The sequence below is a fragment of the Streptomyces sp. NBC_00637 genome, assembly GCF_045161545.1.
In the GTDB taxonomy this organism is placed as follows: domain Bacteria; phylum Actinomycetota; class Actinomycetes; order Streptomycetales; family Streptomycetaceae; genus Streptomyces.
In genome coordinates, this window is sequence record NZ_CP109046.1 from 823,037 (window position 1) to 845,067 (window position 22,031).

Below are 22,031 nucleotides of genomic sequence, written 5' to 3' on the forward strand. Positions count from 1 at the left end.
ATCGTGTGCCGGTCAGTCCTCACCCCTGACGATGTTCCATTCCGGGCCGGACTGCATCCCGACGACCGCGCCGGGGACGGCGACGGCCGCCAGGCAGGTGCGCGGCGCGGCCGTCCCGCGGCGCAGCCTGCGGGCCCTGGCCCAGCCGGTCTCGGCCCGGCGGGTCACCGGTTTCTCCTCTGTGTGCGCGGTCACGACGGTTCATCACCCTTCTCGGTCACGAGGCGCCCGCCCCGGGACCCTTTCGGTCGCGAGGCTCTCGCCTCGGGTCAGGTGGCACCCGGGCCGCCGCTGCCGAACGAGCCGCCGGAGCCCTCGTCCCAGCGGGGGCGGCGCTGGTCGGCGCTGTCCCGGCTGCCGGTGGGGCGCAGCTCGTGCGGGGTGAGGCGTTCGCTCTCGTCCGCCGCCCGCGGCATCTCGTTGGGCTCGCGGGCCCGGCTGGTCTCGTGGGCCGGGCCGGAGCCGGGCCTGGTGGGCTGTTCGTGCGGCTTCGGAGGCGCGGGCTCGCGCTCCTTGACCTTGATGCCGAGCCGGAAGGCCCAGATCAGACCGCCGACGAGAGCGATCCCGACGACGATGAAGGCGACGGTGGCCAGCACGGACTTTCCGGATGCCGCGAGGTAGGCGGAGGCGAAGGTGTCCATGGGCGGCGGGTACCCCGTTCCCGCTCCCGGACACCCGGCGCCCCGGCGGCTCAGCGTTCCAGCGCCAGCTCGCTCCACACCTGCTTGCCGCCGCTGACCGGAACCGTCCCCCAGGCGTCGGACATGGCCTCGACGAGGAGGATGCCGCGGCCGCCGGTGGCCTCCCAGCCCAGGCTCGTCGGCTTCACGGGGGTGCGCGGCGAGGCGTCGGTGACGGCGACGCGCAGCCGGCGGTCGATCAGGACGAGGTCGAGGCGGACCCGGCCGTCGGTGTGCACGAGGGCGTTGGTCACCAGTTCGGAGACGACGAGCAGGGCGGTGTCCATGGCCGCGGCCCGCACGCCCCAGACGCGCAGGGTGCGCCGGGTGAAGCGGCGGGCCTGCCGGGCCGCCTCGGGCACCCGCCACACCGTCCAGCCCTCGCGCAGCGGCTTGACGGCCATGCCGTCGTAGCGCATCAGGAGCAGGGCGACGTCGTCGCCGCGGTGGGCGTTGCCGAGCAGGGCGTCGGCGACGAGGCCCAGGTGGGCGGGATCGGACACGCTCAGGTCGTGGGCCAGACGGTCCAGCCCGGTGTCGATGTCCATGTCGGCGGACTCCACGAGACCGTCCGTGGTCAGGGCGACGACGGTGCCGGGCAGCAGGCGCAGCGGGGTCATCGGGAACTCGGCCCGGGTCACGACGCCGAGCGGCGGGCCGCCGTCCGTCTCGGCGATGTCGGTGGATCCGTCCGGGTGGCGCAGGACGGGGGGCGGGTGCCCGGCCCGTACGCACCAGGCGGTGCCCTCCTCCATGTCGACGTCGACGTAGCAGCAGGTGACGAAGAGGTCGGTCTCCAGTTCCATCAGGAGCCGGTTGGCGTGGGAGACCACGACGTCCGGCGGATGCCCCTCGGCCGCGTAGGCGCGCAGCGCCGTGCGCATCTGGCCCATGAGGGTGGCGGCGCCGGCGCTGTGTCCCTGTACGTCGCCGATGACCAGGGCGACATGGTGGTCGGACAGCGGGATCACGTCGTACCAGTCGCCGCCCACCTCGAGACCCGCGGTGGCCGGCAGGTAGCGGGCGACGGCCACCGCGCCGGGCAGTTCCGGCAGGCGGCGCGGGAGCAGCTGGCGCTGGAGCATGCCGACGAGTTCGTGCTCGGCGTCGAAGGCGCGGGCGCGTGTCAGGGCCTGACCGGCGAGGCCGGCGGAGGCGGTGAGCAGGGCGCGTTCGTCGGGGCCGAAGTCGTGCGGCTCGTCCCAGCCGATCAGGCAGGCGCCCGCCATCCGGCCGCCGGCGGACAGCGGCAGGACGGCGAGGCCGCCGGGGCCGACCTCGGCGAGGGCCGGTTCCAGGGCGGTGCCGGCGGGCCAGATCCGGGCGCGGCCCTCGCGCAGGGCGGCGGCGAGGGTGGGCATGGCGCGCACGGGCGCGTCGGGCCACTCGGCGCGCCACTCCAGCTGCCACAGCTCGGGCCAGGACTCGGGTTCGGGCGGGTCGAGGACGGTGACCACGAGCCGGTCGTTCTCCAGCTCGGCGAGCGCGATCCGGTCGGCCCGCAACGGCTTGCGCAGCGCGGCGACGACGGCCTGGCCGACGTCGCTGACGGTGCCCGCGGTGGCGAGCGCGGCGGCCAGCCGCTGGACGCGGGCGACGTCGGTGACCTCGCCGCGCAGGGTGGAGGCGTCGGTGACGGTGCCGACGAGCCGTGCCGGTCTGCCGTCGCCCGGCAGCAGCCGGCCGCGCAGCCTGAGCCACCTCGGCGGCCCGGCGGGTTGCAGGACGCGGAACTCCAGTTCGCGCTCGCCGATCGACATGTGGCCGGCCTCGACGACGGACATCAGCGAGGGCAGATCCTCGGGGACGGTGAGCCCGAGCAGCGTCTCCACCCGGCCGTCGAAGCGCGCCCGGCTCACGCCGAACAGTTCCAGGATCGCGTCGCCGACCTCGACCCGGCCGGTGTCCATGGCCAGGCTGAAGGCGTGCGGGAGGAGTTCCTCGTCCTCGGCGGGGACGGCCGGGGCGGTGGGGGCCGGGGCGGGCGGGGTGACGGCCTCGGCCACGAGCTCCAGGCAGGCCCGGTCGTCGGCGCCGAAGCCGCCGGGGCGCTCGCTCACGGCGAGCAGACAGCCGCCGGTGCCGCCGTGTACGGGCAGGACGGCCAGGTGGATGTCCCGGGCGGGCATCCGCCGCGCCTCCGGGCAGTCGGCGAGCTCCGCCGGGCCCAGCCACACCGGATGTCCGGCGCGGTGGACGTCGGCGGCGGGCGAGTGGCCGTCGAGCGGGTAGGTCTCGCGCAGCCCGTACAGGGTCCTCGGGACGCCGGCCGATTCGATCAGGCGGAGCAGGTCTCCGTCGGCGCCGGGGATGTAGAGCGCGGCGAGGGCCGCGCCCGCGAAGACGAGTGCCTGTTCGAGGGTGCGTCTCGTCCGGTCGGGTGAGGCGGGATCGGCTGTGAGCGTTTTGAGCGCGGTTTCGGCACGCAGGGGCCCCGTTCTGCGCTGCGCGGCACCCTCACTGACCACGTCCGCCATTACAGCGCCTCAGGTGCCTTTGCGCAGCCCCTGGGGACGTTTCATGGAGGCGGTGAGGGGTACGGGCGCCGGCCGCGCTCGAAACGGACCGAACATGTCTTTACGCGTGCGTTCCGCACAGGGATGTCGTGACAGCCGTGACTGTCCACGACCCTTGCCCGCTTGCGAGTCTCTTGGCCGGGCCATGGCAAGGGCCACGGAAGGGGACGCATGGACAAGCGGTACGAGGTGTACGCCCTGGCGGACGCGCACTTCTACGAGACGCCCGACCGGCTGACCGGCGACGGGCCCGCTCCGCTGTTCGACACGGCGTGCCGTCCGGTTCCCGAGGGCTGGACCTCGGCGCGGGTCGGCGACTGGCTGAACCTGACCCCGCTGGACGCGGACGGCTCCCCCGCACCGGGTCCCGCCCAGGGCTGGAAGGTGCACGCCTCGGCCACCCGGGCGAACGCGGAACGGATCGCCGCGATCGTGTGGGACTACTGCGTCCCGCGCCGGATCCCGTTCAAGTTCGTGCCGGGCCCGCATCTGCTGCATCTGCGCAACACCAAGTACGCCGGCCGCGACACCAGCGGCAAGTTCGTCACGATCTACCCGTCCGACGAGGAACGGCTGCACACGGTACTGCGCGAACTGGGCGCCCTCCTGGAGGGCTTCGAGGGCCCGTACATCCTCACCGACCTGCGCTGGTCCGAGGGCCCGCTCTACGTCCGCTACGGGGCGTTCGCCCGCAGTTTCGTCGTCGACGACCGGGGCTCGCTGGTACCGGCCGTACGCGACGGCGCCGGCGCCCTGGTCCCGGACCGGCGGGCGCCCTCCTTCCAGGTGCCGGAATGGGTGACACTCCCCCCGTTCCTGGAACCGCACCTGGCCGCCCGCAACACCACGACGGTGGGCGACCTGCCCTACCGCATCGAGAAGGCGCTGCACTTCTCCAACGGCGGCGGGGTCTACGCGGGCACCGACACCCGGGACGGACGCAGGGTGGTCCTCAAGGAGGGCCGGCCGCACGCGGGACTGGCCTCGGACGGGGCCGACGCGATCACCCGGCTGGAGCGGGAGAAGCGCGCGCTGGAGGCGGTGGCCGGAACCGGCGTGGTGCCCGAGGTACGGGACTGGTTCACCCTCGGCGACCACCGCTTCCTGGTCATGGACCTCGTCGAGGGGCGTCCGCTCAACTCCTTCTTCGCGGAGCGGCACCCGCTCCTCTCACCTGACCCCGATCCGCAGGACGTCGCCGCGTACACGGCGTGGGCGGTACGGATCCACGGCGCGGTGGAACGGGCGGTGCGCGCGGTGCACGCGCGCGGGATCGTCTTCAACGACCTGCACGTCTTCAACATCATGGTCGCGCCGGACGAGGAGTCGGTGTTCCTGATCGACTTCGAGGCGGCGGCCCCCGTCGGGGAGAACGGCCGCCAGGTCGTGGCGCACCCCGGCTTCTTCGCACCGCCCGACCGCCGGGGCGCCGACGTCGACCGCTACGCGCTGGCCTGCCTACGGCTGGCCCTGTTCCTGCCCGTCACCACCCTGTTCGTGGTGGACCGGGGCAAGGCCGCCCATCTGGCCGAGGTGATCGCCGAGCAGTTCCCGGACGTGCCCCGGGAGTTCCTGGACGGGGCGGTCGCGGAGATCACCCGCGACATCCACGCGGACGGGCCCGCCCCGGACGCCGGCGGGTCCGGCACGCCGGTGCGGGTCGCCGCCCGGGTGCCCTCGGCGCCTGCCTTCCGGGTGGAGCCCGGCGACTGGCCGCACAGCCGTGACTCGATGGTCAAGGCGATCCTCGCGTCGGCGACCCCGGAGCGTGACGACCGGCTCTTCCCCGGGGACGTCGCCCAATTCTCCGACGGCGGCGGTCTCGGGCTGGCGCACGGCGCGGCCGGCGTGCTGTACGCGCTGGCGGCAACCGGCGCCGAACGTCATGACGACGGCGAGCGCTGGCTCCTCGACCACACCGCCCCGCCCCCGACGGGCACCCCGCTCGGCCTGTACGACGGCCTCGCCGGCGTCGCCCACGTGCTGGAGCTGCTGGGGCACCGGCAGCGCGCGCTGGACCTGGTCGACGGCATCCTGCGCGAACGGTGGCAGAACCTCTCCTCGGACCTGCACGGCGGGCTGGCCGGACTGGGGCTCGTCCTCGGCGACCTGGCGCGCCGGACGGGTGAGCCGGCCCTGCGCGAGCGGGCCGCCGAGGCCGCCGACATCGTCGTACGACGCCTGGCCGAACCGGTGCCGGACACGCCCCGGCGCCGGGCCGGGCTGCTGCGGGGCGCCGCCGGACCCGCGCTGTTCCTGCTCAGGCAGTACGAGGAGAGCGGCGACCGCGGCTTGCTGGAGGCGGCCGGCGTGGCTCTGCGCCGCGACCTGGCGGCCTGCACGGAGCGCGAGGGCGGTGCGCTGGAGGTGGACGAGGGATGGCGGACCCTGCCCTACCTCGGGGACGGGAGCGTGGGGGTGGGGGCGGTGCTCGACGACCACGCCGCCCACGCCGGTGACGCGCAGGAGTTCGCCCGCGCCCGCGCCGGCATCCTCACCGCGGCCACCTCACGCTTCTACGCGCAGCCCGGCCTCTTCCAGGGCCGCGCCGGGATGATCCTGCACCTCGCCCGCACCACCACACCCGGCGCGACCCGGGCCCGGCTGCGGGAGCAGATCGCCGCGCTCGGCTGGTTCGCGATGCCCTACCAGGGCCAGCTCGCCTTCCCCGGGCACCAGATGATGCGGCTCTCCATGGACCTCGGCACCGGCACGGCGGGCTGTCTGCTCGCCCTCGCCGCCGCTCTCGACCCGGACGACGCGGGTGCCACCGCGCACCTGCCGTTCCTCCCGCCGCCGCACCGGCGGCCCTCATGACGCGGCTCCGGCGACAACCGACGGAGTCGTGACGCAACCCGTCCCCACGGGACGTGACATCCAACCGATGGAAGGACACACCATGGCCCTGCTCGACCTTCAGACGATGGAATCCGACGAGCACACCAGCGGCGGCGGCAACAGCACCGTGAGCCTGCTGTCCTGCGTCAGCGCCGCCAGCGTTCTGCTCTGTCTCTGACAAGCGGGACGCGTACGACACGCTGAAGGCGCCGGGCGGTCCTCTCCCCAGGGAGGGGGCCGCCCGGGGCCCGGCCTCCCCGATACCACCGAGGAAATGCGGGAGCAGGATGCCGATGGACCGGACGACCGGCGAGCTGCTCGGCGCGGCCACCCGGCACAGCGGGTCCCGCTGCGTGGCGCTGGCGCTGGTGAGCGTGACGACGACCGGCGCCGCACTGCTGCTGCCCGCGGCCCTCGGCCGGGCCCTGGACCTGCTGCTCGCCCACTCCCCCGCCACCCGCTGGGTGCTGTGCTGCGCGGCCCTCGTCCTCCTGCTGACCCTGCTCGACGCGTACGAGACCGTCCTCGCCGGCACTCTCGACGCCCGGACCACCGCCTTCCTGCGCCGCCGGGTCATCGGCCACGTCCTGGCCGTGGGGCCGCGTGCCACGGCCCGATTCGGTGCCGGGGACCTCGTCGCACGGATCGTCGGCAGCGCCGCCCAGGCCGGAACGGCGCCCGGCGCCCGCGCCGCGCTGCTGGCCGCGCTCGCCGGACCCGCCGGCGCCGTGGCCGCGCTGGCCCTCATCGACCCGTGGCTCGCGGCCGTCCTGCTGGCCGGCGCGCCGGTCCTGACCCTCCTGCTGCGGTCCCTCGCCCGGGACACCTCGGCCTGCGTGGCCCAATACCAGCGGGCTCAGGGGCGGATCGCGGCCGCGCTCACGGAGGCGGTCGGCGGCGCCCGCACGATCCGCGCGGCCGGCACGGCGGCCCGGGACACCGCACGGATCCTGCGGCCGCTGCCCGAACTGTCCCGGGCAGGCCGTCAGATGTGGCGGGTCCAGGGCCGGGCCGCCGCGCGGGCGACCGCCGTCGCGCCGCTGCTGCACCTCGGAGTCGTCGCCGTCGCGGGCCTGCTGCTCACCCGGCACCGGCTGTCCCCGGGCGACGTCCTCGCCGCGTCGCGCTACGCGGTGCTCGCCACCGGCGTCGGCATGCTGGTCGGGCAGCTCTCCGGGCTGGTCCGCTCCCGGACGGCGGCAGCCCGCGTCGGCGAGGTGCTGACGGAACCGGCTCCCCCCTACGGCGACCGCCGCCTGCCCCGGGGCGGCCCTGGCCGCCTCGAACTGCGCGGCGTCACCGCCCGCCGCGGTGACCGTACGGTGCTGGAAGGCGTCGACCTGGTGGTGCCGGGCGGGACGACACTGGCCCTGGTGGGCCGCTCGGGCACCGGCAAGTCGCTCCTGGCCGCGCTGGCGGGCAGGCTCACCGACCCGGACGCCGGCGAGGTCCTGCTGGACGGCGTCCCGCTGCCCGCGCTCCGCCGGGCCGAACTGCGGGCCGCGATCGCCCAGGCCTTCGACCGGCCGGCCCTGCTGGGCACGACGATCGAGGACACCGTCTCCCTCGGCCGGGTCTCCCCCGCCCGGGTCCGGGAGGCCGCCCGCACGGCCTGCGCCGACGACTTCGTGCGCCGTCTGCCCGACGGCTACGCCACACCCTGCGCGCATGCCCCGCACTCCGGCGGCGAGGCCCAGCGTCTCGGCCTGGCCCGCGCGTTCGCCCACGGCGGCCGCCTCCTCCTCCTCGACGACGCTCTCTCCAGCCTCGACACGATCACCGAACGCCAGGTCACCCGGTCCGTGTTCGGCCGCACCACGACCGCCACCCGCCTCGTGGTCGCCCACCGCGCCGCCACGGCCGCCCGCGCCGACACCGTGGCCTGGCTGGACGGAGGCCGGGTACGGGCGGTGGGAACGCATGAGCAGCTGTGGCGGAGGGCTGAGTACCGGGCGGTGTTCGGGACGGATCCCGGGACCGGTGAGGGGGCCGGATCCGGTGGGCGGGCGGCCGCGCGGGCGGAGGCGGGGACCGGGCCGGAGGCACGGCGGTGAACCGGGGCGCCGGCGCGGACGGGCTCGCGGCCAGGGGGCTGCGCTTCCTGCTGGGCCGGCGACGGGCCCTGTGGCGTCTCGTCGGCTGGTCGGTCCTGGAGACCGGGCAGACCTTCCTGCTCGGCTACGCCCTGGCGCGGGCGCTGGACGACGGGTTCCTGGCCGGGCGGTCCGGGGTGGGGCTGCGGTGGCTCGCGGTGGCCGGGCTCGGGGTGCTCGTGGGGGCGTACGGGACCGGGCGGGTGTACGGGGCGGTCGCCGCGCTGGTGGAACCGCTGCGGGACCGGCTGGTCACCCGGGTGGTACGGCGGGGCGTGCGGGAGGCCGACGGCGGGGCGCTGTCCGGGCTCACCCAGCAGGTGGAGATCGCCCGGGACAGCTTCGCGGGCCTGGTGATGGTGTCGCGCTCGTTCGTGTTCACGTCCGCCGGCGCCCTGGCCGGCCTGTCCGCGCTCGCACCGCGGCTCCTGCTGGTGGTCGCGCCGCCGCTCGCCGCCGGCGTGGGCCTGTTCGCGGTCACCCTGCGTCCGCTGGCACGGCGGCAGGAGGCGTTCCTCGCCGCCGACGAGGCTCTGGCGGCGCACCTGGGCGTCGTCTGTCCGGGCCTCAGGGACGTCACGGCGGCCGGCGCGGAGGACCGGATCGCCCAGGACACCGGGGCCCTCGTCGACGCCGAGTTCCGCGCGGCCCGCGCCCTGGCCCGCTGGGGCGTGGCCCGCGTGGTGTGCCTGGCGCTCGGCGGCCATCTGCCGCTGGTCCTGCTGCTGGCCGGCGCCCCGTGGCTCCTGGACCACGGTGTGACCGCCGGTGCGCTCGTCGGCGCCCTCGCCTACGTCACCCAGTCCCTGCTGCCGGCCCTGACCGCCCTGGTCCACGGCCTGGGCACCAGCGGCTCCCGCCTCACGGTCGTCCTGCGACGACTGGCCCCGCCCGCCGGGACACCGGAACCCGCGGCCGACTGCGAGGACCGGACGGCGGCCCCCGATCGCCGACTGCCCGGCCCGCGGCGACCGGCCGGCGCCCAGCGGCCGGAGGGCACACGCCGACCGGCCGACACCGACCGGCACCCGCACCCCGGGCCCCTGCCCTGCGAGGCACCGGACCACGCGTCCGGGGACGGCCCCCGGCCGAGCGCGACCCCGCGGACGGCGGCGGCTGCTCCCCTTCGGTCCCCCGCCCCCGTACCGGCCCCCACCCCCTCACCGGCGACGACACCGAGCCCCGCACCCTCCGCACCCTTCGCGCTCTCCCTGACCTCCCTCACCTTCGCCTACGGTCCGGCCTCCGCGCCGGTCGTCGACGGCCTCACGCTCACCCTGCCCGCCGGGGCCCATCTGGCCGTCGTGGGTCCGAGCGGGGTCGGGAAGTCCACGCTGACCGGCCTGGTCGCCGGGCTGCTGGAACCGGTGCGCGGGGAGATACGGATCTGCGGCCGGCCGGTGCCGGGCGGCGACGCGGCCGCTCGGCGCGTGCTCATCCCGCAGGAGGCGTACGTGTTCAGCGACACCCTCGGCGCGAACCTCACGCACCTGCGGCCGGACCCCGTGCCCCGGGAGGAACTGCTCGCGGCGGCGGAGGCGGTCGGCCTGACCCCGCTGCTCGACGCGCTGGGCGGCCCGGCGGCGCGGGTGGATCCGGCGGCGTTGTCGGCCGGCGAACGCCAGTTGATCGCCCTCACTCGCGCCTACCTGTCACCCGCCCCGCTCGCCCTCCTCGACGAGGCGACCAGCCACCTGGACCCGGAGGCCGAGGCCCGCGCCGAGCACGCCTTCGCCGTCCGGCCGGGGGGCACCCTGGTCGTCGTCGCGCACCGCATCAGCTCGGCCAGGCGTGCCGGCCGGGTGCTTGTCATGGACGGACCGCGGACCACGTACGGGACGCACGAGGAGGTGGTGCGGCGCTCCTGCCTGTACCGCGATCTCGTCGGCGGCTGGGAGGAGGCGGGGGAAACGGACGAAGCAAGGGAAGCGGGCGAAGCGGGGGAAGACGCAGGCACGGGGAGCGGCTCACAGCCAGCCCTGCCCCTGGGAGATACGGATGGCGTCGACCCGGTTGCGGGCCCCGGTCTTGCGGGTGATCGCCGCCATGTAGTTGCGCACGGTCCCATGGGACAGATGCAGGTTCCCGGCGATCTCCGCGATGGAGGCGCCCTCGGCCGCGAGGGTTAACACGCTCAGCTCCCGCCGGGTCAGCGGCATCTCGGCGGCCTTGAGGAAGCCGAAGCCCAGCGAATCATTGACGAAACGTTCCCCCTGGGCGACCTTCCGGATGCCGCGCAGCAGCTGCTCCGGGGTACCCGCCTTGTCGACGTACCCGAGCGCCCCCGCCTCCAGGGCCCGTTTCAGCAGGCCCGGCCGGTTCGCGCTGGCGAGCACCAGCAGACGCGGCGGCACCGGGCCGCCGCCCCGCCGGGACAGATCGCCCAGCGGCGGGAGGCCGTAGGCGTCGGAGCAGTCGAGATCCGCCGCGCACACGTCCGGGCGCACCGCCCCGACCCGCCCGGCCGCGCTGCGCCACGGGACGTCGTCGACCCGGAGATCGGGTTCCCGGGACAGCCACTGTGCGAGGACCGATCTGACCAGACACGCGTCGTGCACCAGTAATACGCGGATCACTGCCGCCCCTTCAACTGTCGCCGTACGCCGGTTCCGTGGCGTAGTTCGTGGTGTTGAACGCGTGCCCATTCTTCGGCTCCGGGACCGTTTTCCAGCGCGAAGATCCGGCCATCGGGATGCGCGGGGGCGCACGCGGGGCGCCCGCACGCCGTCGCGCGCTTCGGCCGAGGGGGCATGAGGAGGGGCGGACGGGGTACGGCGGCAGCCCTCGGCCGGCGCGTCGCTCGCCGTGCGCGCCGGGCCGTCAGAGGGCAGATTTGGACCCTGAGGCCCGCGCGGCGCCGGGCGAGGAGGTGGTCGCCGTGGCGGACGCGGAGAGGTCGTCCGGTCAGGCGCCTGCGGCCCCGTGGGCGCCGGTCGGCCCGCCGCTGCTGTCCCTGGCTCTGACGTCGATGATGGACGCCGTCGGCGCGCATTCGGGTGCCGTGTATCTGCGTCGGGGCGACGAGCCGCTGCTGGAGATGGCGGTGATGGCGGGGCTCCCCCGGTCCTTCGCGGCGCCCTGGGAGCGGGTGGGGCTGAGCGCGCCGATCCCGGTGGCCGACGCGGTGCGCGAGCGGCGACTGGTCTGGGTGGGCGGGGTGGAGGACATGGCCCGCCGCTATCCGCGGATCGCCGTCGTGCTGCCCTATCCCTTCGCGCTGGCCGCAATGCCGGTCCTGACCCCGACCCGGGTCTACGGCGCGGTGTTCGTGACCTGGCCCGGTTCGCATCCGCCGCAGCTCTCCGACCGGGAGCGCCGGGAGCTGACGACCGCCTGCGAGCGGCTCGCGCTGCGGCTGGAGCGTGCCGCGTCGAAGAACCGTTCGGTGCGGCCCGAGAGCGATGTGCTGGACGCGGGTCCGCTGGGCGGGGTGGCCGACACCCTCGGCACCATCGAGGCGGCACGGATGGTGGCGCGGCTGCCGTACGGTATGTGCTCCCTCGATCTGAGCGGACGGGTCGGCTTCGCGAACGAGGCCGCCTCCGAGCTCCTCGGCGTCCCGGTGGGCCGGCTGCTGGGTTCACAGCTGTGGGCGTCGGTCCCCTGGCTGAACGATCCCCTGTACGAGGAGCGGTACCGGGCCGCGCTGCTCAGTCAGGAGGCGACCTCGTTCGTGGCGCTGCGGCCCCCCTCGCAGTGGCTGTCGCTCCGGCTGTATCCGAGCACCACCGGGATCAGTGTGCGGATCAGCCGGGCCCGGGCGGTGTCGGAGATGAACCCGGCCGGCCCCCGTTCGGAGGACGCGCCGACCCGGCTGGTGTCGATGTCCCAGGCGCTGAGCCTGGCCGGGGCGCTCACCGAGACGGTGAGCGTGCAGGACGTGGTGGGGCTGGTGGCGGACGAGATCGCACCGGCGGTGGGCAGCCAGGCGCTGGCGTTGCTCGGCGCGCGGGGCGGCCGGCTGCACGTGCTCGGGCACCACGGCTACCCCGACCCGCGCGTCGTGGAACGGTTCGACCGGACGCCGATGTCCTCCCCGTCGCCGGGCGCGCACGCGGTCGCTCATGGCGTGCCGGCGTTCTTCGACTCCCGGCAGGACCTCGAGCGCCTGTACCCCGCCCGGCGCTCCACCCCCGACGGCTTCGCCGCCTGGGCCTTCCTGCCGTTGATCGCCTCCGGCCGCCCGGTGGGAGCCTGTGTGCTGGCGTACGCCGAACCGCACCGGTTCTCCACGCACGAGCGCGCGGTGCTGACCAGCCTCGCCGGGCTGATCGCGCAGGCCCTGGACCGCGCCCTGCTCTACGACACCAAACACCAGCTGGCGCACGGGCTTCAGGCGGCGCTGCTGCCGCCCTCGCTGCCGTCGCTGGCCGGGATCGAGGCGACCGCCCGCTATCTGCCCGCCACCCGGGGTATGGAGATCGGCGGGGACTTCTACGACCTGGTGCCCTCGCCCCCACTCGCGGCGGCCGTGATCGGGGACGTACAGGGGCACAACGTGACCGCGGCCGGGCTGATGGGTCAGCTGCGCACCGCCGTCCGCGCCTACACGACGGTGGGGCAGGAGCCTGCGGAGGTCATGCGCAGCACCAACCGGCTGCTGATCGATCTCGGCTCCGACCTGTTGGCGAGCTGTCTGTACCTGCGGCTGGATCCGGCCCGGGGTCGGGCCGTCATGGCCCGGGCCGGGCATCCGCCGCCGCTGCTGCGCCGGGCGGACGGCCGGGTGCGCGTCCTCGACCTCGCGGGTGGTCCGCTGCTGGGCATCGACGGCTCGGCGACGTATCCGACGACGGAGGTCGAGCTGACCGACGGCTGTGTCCTCGCCCTCTACACCGACGGGCTCATCGAGACGCCGGGGGTGGACATCGAGGACGCGGTAGCCGACCTGGGGCGGCGGCTCGGCGAGGCCGGGGACCGTCCGCTGACGGAGCTGGCCGACGCGCTGGTGGGTCACTACGCCGCGGCGGACGAGCGGATGGACGATGTGGCGCTGCTGCTGCTGCGGGTGCGGGGAGACCACTGAGGGCCGTCCCCGGGTACGCGCGTGGACGGGGTCCCCGAGGGCGCACATGAACGGTCCGGCCCCCCGCCGGAGGGCCGGACCGTTCAGCTGCTTCCGTGTCAGTGCGACTCGTTCACTCCCGAGCCGTCCTCCTGGCCGTCGCCGTTGGCGTTCTCGTCGGCGCCGCCGTTGGCAGCGGCGTCGCCGCCGCCCTCGATGGCCTCGCCGGTCTGGTCGTCGATGCCGTCACCGTTCTCGTCGACCGCACCGGCACCGGCCTCGTCGCCGCCGCCCTGGATCGCCTCGCCGGTCTGGTCGTCGATACCGTCACCGTTCTCGTCCACGGCACCGGCACCGGCCTCGTCGCCGCCGCCCTGGATCGCCTCGCCCGTCTGGTCGTCGATACCGTCACCGTTCTCGTCCACGGCACCGGCACCGGCCTCGTCGCCGCCGACCGCGTCACCGGCACCGATGCCGCCGTCGCCGAGCGTCGCGCCGACCGCCTCGAGCGCGGTGGTCACCGGCTGGAAGAACGTCTCACCGCCGGCGGTGCAGTCGCCGCTGCCGCCCGAGGTCAGGCCGATCGCGAGGCCGTCCTGGGTGAAGAGCGAGCCGCCGCTGTCGCCGGGCTCGGCGCAGACGTCCGTCTGGATGAGGCCCGTGACGGTGCCCTCGGGGTAGTTCACGGTGGCGTCGAGGCCGAGGACCTGGCCGTCGTTGAGCCCGGTCGTGCTGCCCATCCGGAAGACCTGCGTGCCGACCGTCGCCTCGGCGGCCTGGGTGATCGCGAGGGTCTGGTCGCCGAGGTTGACCTCGCTGGCGGCCACGGTGGCCGGGTCGTCGTACTTCACGAGCGCGAAGTCGCCGTCGCCGGGGAAGGTCGCCTGGTCGACGGTGGCGATCGGTTCGCCGTCCTCGGAGTCGGACCACTGCTCGGCCGCGACCCCGCAGTGACCGGCCGTCAGGAAGGCCGGGGAACCGTCGCCCGCCGTCACGTTGAAGCCGAGGGAGCAGCGTGCCCCGCCGCCGAATATCGCGTCGCCGCCGGCGACGAAGGTCTTGAGGGTGCCGGCCGACTTCTGGATCGTCGCCATGCCCGAGCCGAGGGTCTGGACCGTCGACTCGATCTTGTCCCACTTGCTGCCGGTGACCGTGGAGTCGGCGGTGACGAGGATCTTGTTCGTCTTCGGGTCCACGGCCCACGCGGTGCCCGGGATCGTCGCCTGGGTCTTCAGCGTCTTGGCGGCCGCCGCGAGTTCGGCCGTGCTGTTGTCGACCTCGCGGACCTTGGCTCCCGCCTTCTTCGCCTGCACGATGACGTTGTTCTCGTCGCCGGAGACGTCGACGACGTTGACGACCAGTTGCCGGCCCTCGCTGTCGTAGTAGGAACCGGCGAACGCGTCACCGAGCAACTCGGCGAGCTGGGACGCGAGATCCGAGGCGTCGCCCGCCTTGAGCGTCTTCACCGTGGCGGCGTCGTTGGAGCCGCCGTCCTGGGAGGCGTTGGCGTTGGGAAGCAGGATGGCCGCCGCTCCGAGCGCCGCCACACCGCCTGCCGCGATGATGGCCTTGCGCTTCGTAACTCGCTTGTGACTCAAAAAACTCGACCTCCTGGGGGACGGGGTCTGGCTGCCGGGGTTCGGCAGCTCCGTACAGCGGCGCCTGGTTGGCCATGAGTACGCAGGGGTCACGGGGTGCGTTCAATCGCGTTTGCCAACTTCCTTTGCTCAACCGTGAATCGGCCATGACCGGGGACCGACCCCGCGGCCCCGGGAACAATCGCCCATATGGCGATGACGACCGCCGAAGCCGACAAGATCCTTTCGGTGGTCCTCGCGCCTCGGGCACTGCCCCCGGACCTGCTCGCCGAAGTCGTCGAAGAGCGGCGCCGTTTCGATGTCCCCGCTGGTCACAGGCGTCACCGCGGGGTCGCGGCAGGCGCTCGGGTCGGGTGCCGACGGCGGTCGGGGACACGGCCGTCGTGATCGCCGCGTCGGCAGCTCGTGAGACCCCGGAAAGAGGAAGACGGTGCGTCGGCCGACTTCGTTCCGGCGCACGGCGACCGATTCGGATGTCCTGAACCCAGCGGTACGGACCCGGCCGGGCCCTTGAAAACGGTTGCCGACCTGTGCACCGGCTTTGCACCTCCCGAGCGAGCACACGACCTCCGGCACACGCCGTAGCCGACCGGACGCGGACCGTCCATCTCCGCAGGCCGAATCCCCACTGCCGAGAATCTGCACAGCGAATGCCCAAGCGGGTCACCGCGGGCAGGAGTTCTGCACAACTGCGCGGCGCCCCCCACGCCTTTGGGGTGGGAGTGTCGGATTCGCCGCGAGAGCACCCGGGGCCCGTCCGGGCAGATCCCGCCCGTGGTGTGAAGAAGTCGCCGACAAGCGGTGGGCGCGCCTGCACCGTTTCACGCCTCGGTGACACAAGTTCCCAGGTGAACGCCGTGATTGATTGGCTGCGCCGACCGCGGACCTGCTTTGATCCATCGCACCGCAGGGTCACCGCGTCTCCCGGAAACGGGTGTCCGGTGCCCGTGCTCGCGGCCGTCATCTGTCCCCAGAGGGGGCCGCTCCCCCCTTATGAGATATCCATGTGAAGGGAAGTTCCCCCATGAACTCCACCCCCCAGGTTGAGACCGTCGAGATCTCCGACGCCGAGCTGGACAACGTCTCCGGCGGTCTGTCCCTGAACGCCGTCGGCAGCGTCACCGGCCTGGTGGACGGCATCGCCCCGGTCTCCGGCCTGCTGAACACGGCCGTCGGCACCGTCGAGGGTGTCACCGGCCTGAGCGTCGCCCCGGTCACCAACCTGGTCGCCGGTCTCTGATCGCACCCCTTTGTGACCCCTTGAGTCCCGGAGCCGTCACCCGGCTCCGGGACTCATCGGTGCCCTGACACTCCCGAGGTAGGCCCGTGCAGTTCCGCCAACAGGCCCTCGCCAAGCTCCAGTCGCCGGAGGAACTCGACCTGCCGGTGCGTTTCGCGCGCCCGCAGGGCTGGCTGGTGCTGTCCGTGACCGTGGTCGTCATGGCCGCCGCGTCCGTGTGGGCGATGACGGGTTCGGTCGCCTCCACGGTGAGCGCGCCCGCCGTCCTCACCCACGGCGAGGGCAGTTACATCCTGCAGAGCCCCGCCGCGGGACAGGTCACCGCGGTCCTCGCGAAGGAGGGCGAGCGGCTGCCGGCCGGCTCGCCCGTGCTGAAGGTGCGGACGACGCAGGGCGACGCCGTGGTGCGGACGGTGGCCGCGGGCCGGATCACCGCACTCGCCGCCACCATCGGGCAGATCATCTCCACCGGCGCGAACGTCGCCGCCGTGGAGAAGGTCGCCGCCGCCGACGACCCGCTGTACGCGACCGTGTACGTCCCCGCGGAGAACGCCGCCTCCATCCCGTCGGGCGCGGCCGTCGACCTGACCGTGCAGACCGTGCCCTCGCAGGAGTACGGCGTGCTGCGCGGCCATGTGAAGTCGGTGGACCGCGCGGCCCAGTCGGCGCAGGCGATCGCCGCGTTCCTAGGCGACAGCCAGCTGGGCGAGCAGTTCACGCGGGACGGCCGCCCGGTGGCGGTCCTGGTCCGCCTCGACAGGTCCTCGGCGACGAAGAGCGGTTACCGGTGGTCGTCCGCGGACGGGCCGCCGTTCACCCTCGCCTCCATGACCATGGCCACGGGTTCGATCCGGCTGGCCGACCAGCGTCCCGTCGATTGGCTGCTCCCGTGACCCCCACCGAGCAGACGCGGAGCCGACGACGTGCGGCACCACCCCGGCGCACGGTCCCCAAGAGCCGGACGAAGACCGTCCGTACGCCCACCGTGCTCCAGATGGAGGCCGTGGAGTGCGGGGCGGCCTCGCTCGCGATGGTGCTCGGACACTACGGCCGGCACATCCCGCTGGAGGAGCTGCGCATCGCGTGCGGTGTCTCCCGCGACGGCTCACGGGCGAGCAACCTGCTGAAGGCGGCCCGCGGTTACGGCCTCACGGCCAAGGGCATGCAGATGGACCTGGCGGCCCTCGCCGGGGTCGCCTCGCCCGCGATCCTCTTCTGGGAGTTCAACCACTACGTCGTCTACGAGGGCCTGGGCCGTCGCTTCGGCCGCCGGGGCGTGTACATCAACGACCCCGGCAAGGGCCGGCGTTTCGTACCGATCGAGGACTTCGACGGCAGCTTCACCGGTGTGGTGCTGGTGCTGGAACCGGGCGAGGACTTCGAGCGGGGCGGGCGCAGACCGGGGGTGCTGGGCGCGATGCCGGCCCGGCTGCGCGGCACCGCGGGCACCCTGCCGGCGGCCGTGGTGGCGAGTCTGCTGCTGGTCCTGGTGGGCGCGGCCGTGCCGGCGCTCAGCCGGACCTACATCGACATGTTCCTGATCGGACAACAGACCTCGCTGCTGGGCGTGCTGTTCGTCTCGATGGGGGCCTGCGTGGCCCTCACGGTGGCCCTGACCTGGTTGCAGCAGGCCAACCTGCACCACGGCCGGATCATCTCCTCGACCCTCTCCAGCGCCCGCTTCCTGCGCCATCTGCTGCGGCTGCCGGTCACCTTCTTCTCCCAGCGCAGCCCGGCCGACCTGGTCCAGCGGCTCCAGTCGAACGACGCGGTCGCCGAGACGCTGGCCCGTGACCTGGCGTCGGCGGGCGTGGACGCGGTCGTCGTCGTCCTGTACGCCGTCCTCCTCTACACCTACGACCCGCAGCTGACGTTCGTCGGGATCGGCGTGGCGCTGTTGAACATCGTCGCCATGCGGATCGTCATCCGGCTGCGCGCCACCCGGACGGCGAAGCTGCGCGCGGACAACGCCCGGCTCACCAACACGGCGTACACCGGGTTGCAGTTGATCGAGACGATGAAGGCCACCGGCGGCGAGGAGGGGTACTTCCGCAAGTGGGCCGGACAGCACGCCACGACGTTGGAGGAGCAGCAGCGGCTCGGGGTGCCGAGCGCCTGGCTGGGTGTCGTCGCGCCGACGCTCGCGACGCTCAACAGCGCGCTGATCCTGTGGATCGGCGGCATGCGGGCGATCGAGGGTGCCATCTCGGTGGGTCTGCTGGTCGCCTTCCAGGCGCTGGTCACCCGCTTCACCGCCCCGCTGACCCGCCTCAACGGGGTCGCCGGCCGGATCCAGGACTTCGCGGCGGACGTGGCCCGGCTGAAGGACGTGGAGAACTTCCGCGCCGACCCGCTCTACGACCGCCGCGCCGGCGCCGACTCCACCCGCCGGCTGCACGGTCACGTCGAGCTGGAGAACATCACCTTCGGTTACAGCCCGCTGGACAAGCCGCTGCTGACCGGCTTCGACCTGACCGTAGGTCCGGGACAGCAGGTGGCGCTGGTGGGCGGCTCGGGCAGCGGCAAGTCGACGGTCTCCCGGCTGATCTCGGGTCTGTACACGCCCTGGGAGGGCGTGATCCGCGTCGACGGGCAGCGTCTGGAGGACATTCCGCGCGGGGCGCTGGCCTCCTCCGTGTCCTTCGTCGACCAGGAGGTGTTCCTCTTCGAGGGCTCGGTGCGGGACAACGTGGCGCTGTGGGACCCGTCGATCCCGGAGGACGCCGTCGTCGACGCGCTCAGGGACGCGGCGCTCTACGACACGGTCATGCGGCGGCCCGGCGGCATCCACAGCAGGGTCGAGCAGGACGGCCGCAACTTCTCCGGCGGTCAGCGCCAGCGCCTGGAGATCGCGCGGGCGTTGGTGCGCCGGCCCAGCATCCTCGTGCTGGACGAGGTGACCAGCGCGCTGGACGCCGAGACCGAACAGGTCGTGATGGACAACCTGCGCCGACGCGGCTGCGCGTGCGTGGTGATCGCCCACCGGCTCAGCACGGTGCGCGACAGCGACGAGATCGTCGTGCTCCAGCACGGCACGGTCGTCGAGCGCGGGCGGCACGAGGAACTGGTGGCGCGCGGCGGCTCGTACGCGGCGCTGGTCAGGGAGCGATGAAGATGACTGCCGTGTCCGAGGGCGACGCCGTGCTGACCGCGCTGGGCGGATCGGGCGCGCGGATCGACTGCGCGGGCCTGGGCAAACTCGACCTGGAGGGGCCGCAGGTGCTGTGGCTGGTCGCGTCGGGCGCGCTGGACCTGTTCGCGGTGGACGCCGAACAGCAGGGCCACTGGCACCACTTGGGCCGGCTGGAGGCGGGCTCCCTGCTGCTCGGTCCGGTCGCCGGACCCCACCACACCCTCGTCGCGCGCCCGTTGCGCGACTGCGTCGTGCACCGCATCGGGCTGCGCGAGCTGTACCAGCCGGCGAACACCCAGACCTGGTCCTACGACGAGTACGGCAACCCCCGATACGTGCCGCCGACTTCGAGCCCACTGGAGTACGCGCTCGCCCTCGGGGCCGGCCGCGGCCTGTCGATCCTCTTCCAGGCGCCGATGGCCACCGAGCGGGCGGCGGACGACGGGGGCGCCCCCGTGCGAGTTCATTCGAGCACGGGGGAGGACGACGACGTGTTCTGGATGCAGGTGCCGCCGGGCAGCGTGCAGTACGGCTCGTTGTACGGCGCCGAGGCGGCCGCCGACCTGCTGATGGACCCCGCGGTGTGGCAGAGCATGGTCGACCAGCAGTACCGGCTGCTGACCACGCTGGACCGCTGGATCGAGCAGCTGGAGCACACCCACGAGACCCGTACGGCCGCCGGGATCAAGGCCGGTGAGGCGGTCCGCGATCAGGCCGACCGTACGCTCCTCGCCTCGATCGGCAGGAGCGGCCGAGGTGACAGGAACGGCAGGGGCACCGACCGGCGTGCCACGGCCGCCGACGCCGACGCCACCTACGCGGCCTGCCGGCTCGTCGCCCGGGCCGCCGGTATCACCCTCGCCGAACCCGACCGGATGGGCGCCGACAGCGACCGGCTGGACCCGGTGGAGCGGGTGGCTCTGGCCTCGCGGGTGCGCGCCCGGGCCGTACGCCTGGACGGCCGCTGGTGGCGGGACGACGTGGGGCCGCTGGTCGGGCACCGGGCCCTGTCCGGGGCGCCGGTCGCCCTGCTGTGGCGGCGCGGCGGCTATGTCGCCGTGCACCCGGCGACCGGCCGGGAGACCCCCGTCGAGAAGGCCAACGCGCAGGAGTTCGAGCCGCGGGCGGTCATGTTCTACCGGCCGCTGCCGGAACAGGGCCCGGGCCCGCTCGGGTTGCTGCGGTTCAGCATGCGGGGTACCGCGGGGGACCTGTCGAACCTGCTGCTCAGCGGGCTCGTGACGGTGGTGATCGGCGCGCTGGTGCCGATCGCGACCGGCAAGGTGCTCGGCGAGTACGTGCCGAAGGCCCAGTCCGGTCCGATCGTGCAGGTGTGTCTGGCGGTGATGGTCAGCGGCGTGGTGGCGGCGGCGTTCATGCTGCTCCAGAACCTGACCATGCTGCGCCTTGAGGGCCGGATCGAGGCGACGCTCCAGCCGGCGGTGTGGGACCGGCTGCTCAGGCTGCCGACGAAGTTCTTCGCCGAGCGTTCGACGGGCGAGCTGGCGAGTGCGGCCATGGGCATCAGCGCGATCCGCCGGCTGCTGGCGGGCCTCGGTCCGTCGGTCGCGCAGTCCGTCACCATCGGCGCGATGAACCTGGGGCTGCTGCTCTGGTACAGCGTGCCGATGGCCCTGGCCGCGATCGGCATGCTGGTCGTCATCGCGTCCGTGTTCCTGGCCCTCGGGCTGTGGCAGGTGCGCTGGCAGCGGCGGCTGGTGGTGCTCTCCAACAAGCTCAACAACCAGGCGTTCCAGACCCTGCGCGGGCTGCCGAAGCTGCGGGTGGCGGCCGCCGAGAACTACGCGTACGCGGCCTGGGCGGCGCAGTTCGCGCGCAGCCGGGAGCTCCAGCAGCGTCTCGGCCGGATCAAGAACCTCAGCACCGTGCTGGGTTCGGTGTATCTGCCGCTGTGCTCCCTGCTGATGTTCATGCTGCTGGCCGGTCCGGCGCGGGGCGCGCTGTCGGCGGCGGACTTCCTCACCTTCAACACGTCCATGACGATGCTGCTCACCTCGGTGACCTCGCTGACCGGCGCCTTCGTCTCGGCGGTGGCGGCACTGCCGCTGTTCGAGGAGATCCGGCCGGTGCTGGAGGCGACGCCCGAGGTCCGTACGGCGAACACCCGCCCCGGCCCGCTGACCGGCGCTCTCGAGGCCCGCCGACTCTCCTTCCGCTATTCCGACGACGGTCCCCTCGTCCTCGACGACGTCTCCTTCGAGGTGCGGCCCGGCGAGTTCGTGGCGATCGTCGGGCCGAGCGGCTGCGGGAAGTCGACGCTGCTCAGGCTGCTCATCGGCTTCGACAAGCCGGTCTCGGGCAGTGTGCTGTACGACGGCCAGGATCTGGCGGCCCTCGACCAGTCGGCGGTGCGCCGGCAGTGCGGGGTGGTGCTCCAGCACGCGCAGCCCTTCACCGGCTCTCTGCTGGACGTCATCTGCGGGACCGAGGCGTACACGCCGGAGGAGGCGATGGCGGCGGCCGAGCTGGCCGGCCTCGCCGAGGACATCAAGCGCATGCCGATGGGGCTGCACACGATCGTCTCGGGCGGCGGGTCGGTCTCGGGCGGCCAGCGTCAGCGCCTGATGATCGCCCAGGCGCTGATCCGCCGTCCGCGCATCCTGTTCTTCGACGAGGCGACGAGCGCCCTCGACAACGAGACCCAGCGCACGGTCATCGAGAGCACCCGCAAGCTCCACGCCTCCCGGGTCGTCATCGCGCACCGCTTGTCGACCGTGATGGACGCCGACCGCGTCGTGGTGATGGAGAACGGCAAGGTCGCCCAGCAGGGCCCGCCCGCCCAGCTCCTCGCGGACACCGGCGGACGGCTGCACGAGCTGGTGCGGCGACAGCTGACCTGACCGGCGTCGGCCCCGCTCCCGACCGCGTCCGACCCGGCTCCCGTCCCGGACGGGCGTCCGGTCC

Annotated in this window: 13 protein-coding genes and 1 pseudogene; 9 read left to right on the forward strand and 5 right to left on the reverse strand. The window is 73.8% G+C overall.

Annotated features, from left to right (window positions below; all coding sequences use genetic code 11):
- Positions 1–12: 12 nt before the first annotated feature.
- The 3 genes from OG440_RS03520 to OG440_RS03530 form a co-directional block, all read right to left on the reverse strand.
- On the reverse strand, positions 13–195 hold the full coding sequence (locus OG440_RS03520) for a hypothetical protein (protein ID WP_406005338.1): 183 nt from the start codon (positions 193–195) through the stop codon (positions 13–15).
- A gap of 74 nt (positions 196–269) precedes the next feature.
- On the reverse strand, positions 270–644 hold the full coding sequence (locus OG440_RS03525) for a DUF6479 family protein (RefSeq protein WP_406005339.1): 375 nt from the start codon (positions 642–644) through the stop codon (positions 270–272).
- A 50-nt stretch (positions 645–694) separates the two neighbouring features.
- Positions 695–3,160 carry a SpoIIE family protein phosphatase gene (locus tag OG440_RS03530; RefSeq protein WP_406005340.1) on the reverse strand — a complete coding sequence of 822 codons (2,466 nt, stop codon included), beginning with the start codon at positions 3,158–3,160 and terminating at the stop codon, positions 695–697.
- 210 nt (positions 3,161–3,370) lie between these two features.
- Here OG440_RS03530 and lanKC point away from each other — a divergent pair, with 210 nt between their 5' ends.
- The 4 genes from lanKC to OG440_RS03550 all read left to right on the forward strand — a co-directional run bounded on the left by lanKC (position 3,371) and on the right by OG440_RS03550 (position 10,259).
- A complete protein-coding gene (lanKC, locus tag OG440_RS03535; RefSeq protein WP_406005341.1) occupies positions 3,371–6,016 on the forward strand; it encodes a class III lanthionine synthetase LanKC in 2,646 nt (881 codons plus the stop codon).
- Between the two features lie 82 nt (positions 6,017–6,098).
- Positions 6,099–6,215, forward strand: coding sequence for a SapB/AmfS family lanthipeptide (locus OG440_RS03540; protein WP_385565266.1), 117 nt, complete (start codon positions 6,099–6,101; stop codon positions 6,213–6,215).
- Positions 6,216–6,324: 109 nt separating this feature from the next.
- Positions 6,325–8,091, forward strand: coding sequence for an ATP-binding cassette domain-containing protein (locus OG440_RS03545; protein ID WP_406005342.1), 1,767 nt, complete (start codon positions 6,325–6,327; stop codon positions 8,089–8,091).
- A complete protein-coding gene (locus OG440_RS03550; RefSeq protein WP_406005343.1) occupies positions 8,088–10,259 on the forward strand; it encodes an ATP-binding cassette domain-containing protein in 2,172 nt (723 codons plus the stop codon). The genes OG440_RS03545 and OG440_RS03550 overlap by 4 nt, the downstream gene beginning before the upstream one ends.
- On the opposite strand, the pseudogene OG440_RS03555 reads toward OG440_RS03550, so the two are convergent.
- Positions 10,182–10,775, reverse strand: a pseudogene (locus tag OG440_RS03555) (LuxR C-terminal-related transcriptional regulator); the annotation flags it as partial. The gene OG440_RS03550 and the pseudogene OG440_RS03555 overlap by 78 nt on opposite strands.
- 233 nt (positions 10,776–11,008) lie before the next feature.
- Here OG440_RS03555 and OG440_RS03560 point away from each other — a divergent pair.
- Positions 11,009–13,156 carry a SpoIIE family protein phosphatase gene (locus OG440_RS03560; RefSeq protein ID WP_406005344.1) on the forward strand — a complete coding sequence of 716 codons (2,148 nt, stop codon included), beginning with the start codon at positions 11,009–11,011 and terminating at the stop codon, positions 13,154–13,156.
- Between the two features lie 98 nt (positions 13,157–13,254).
- Here the strand turns inward: OG440_RS03560 and OG440_RS03565 are convergent, their stop codons facing one another.
- Positions 13,255–14,733: a S1 family peptidase gene (locus tag OG440_RS03565; RefSeq protein ID WP_406005345.1), complete on the reverse strand. Its 1,479-nt coding sequence runs from the start codon at positions 14,731–14,733 to the stop codon at positions 13,255–13,257.
- Positions 14,734–15,757: 1,024 nt separating this feature from the next.
- Here OG440_RS03565 and OG440_RS03570 point away from each other — a divergent pair.
- The 4 genes from OG440_RS03570 to OG440_RS03585 all read left to right on the forward strand — a co-directional run bounded on the left by OG440_RS03570 (position 15,758) and on the right by OG440_RS03585 (position 21,967).
- Entirely contained in the window at positions 15,758–15,973 is a 216-nt protein-coding gene (locus tag OG440_RS03570) for a type A2 lantipeptide (RefSeq protein ID WP_406005346.1), read from the forward strand.
- An 86-nt stretch (positions 15,974–16,059) separates the two neighbouring features.
- Positions 16,060–16,866, forward strand: a complete 807-nt coding sequence (locus tag OG440_RS03575) for an HlyD family efflux transporter periplasmic adaptor subunit (RefSeq protein WP_406005347.1) — start codon at positions 16,060–16,062, stop codon at positions 16,864–16,866.
- On the forward strand, positions 16,863–19,085 hold the full coding sequence (locus OG440_RS03580) for an NHLP family bacteriocin export ABC transporter peptidase/permease/ATPase subunit (protein WP_406005348.1): 2,223 nt from the start codon (positions 16,863–16,865) through the stop codon (positions 19,083–19,085). The genes OG440_RS03575 and OG440_RS03580 overlap by 4 nt, the downstream gene beginning before the upstream one ends.
- A 2-nt stretch (positions 19,086–19,087) precedes the next feature.
- The gene (locus OG440_RS03585; protein WP_406005349.1) at positions 19,088–21,967 is read left to right on the forward strand and encodes an NHLP bacteriocin export ABC transporter permease/ATPase subunit; all 2,880 of its coding nucleotides are present in this window, start codon (positions 19,088–19,090) and stop codon (positions 21,965–21,967) included.
- Positions 21,968–22,031 lie beyond the last annotated feature (64 nt).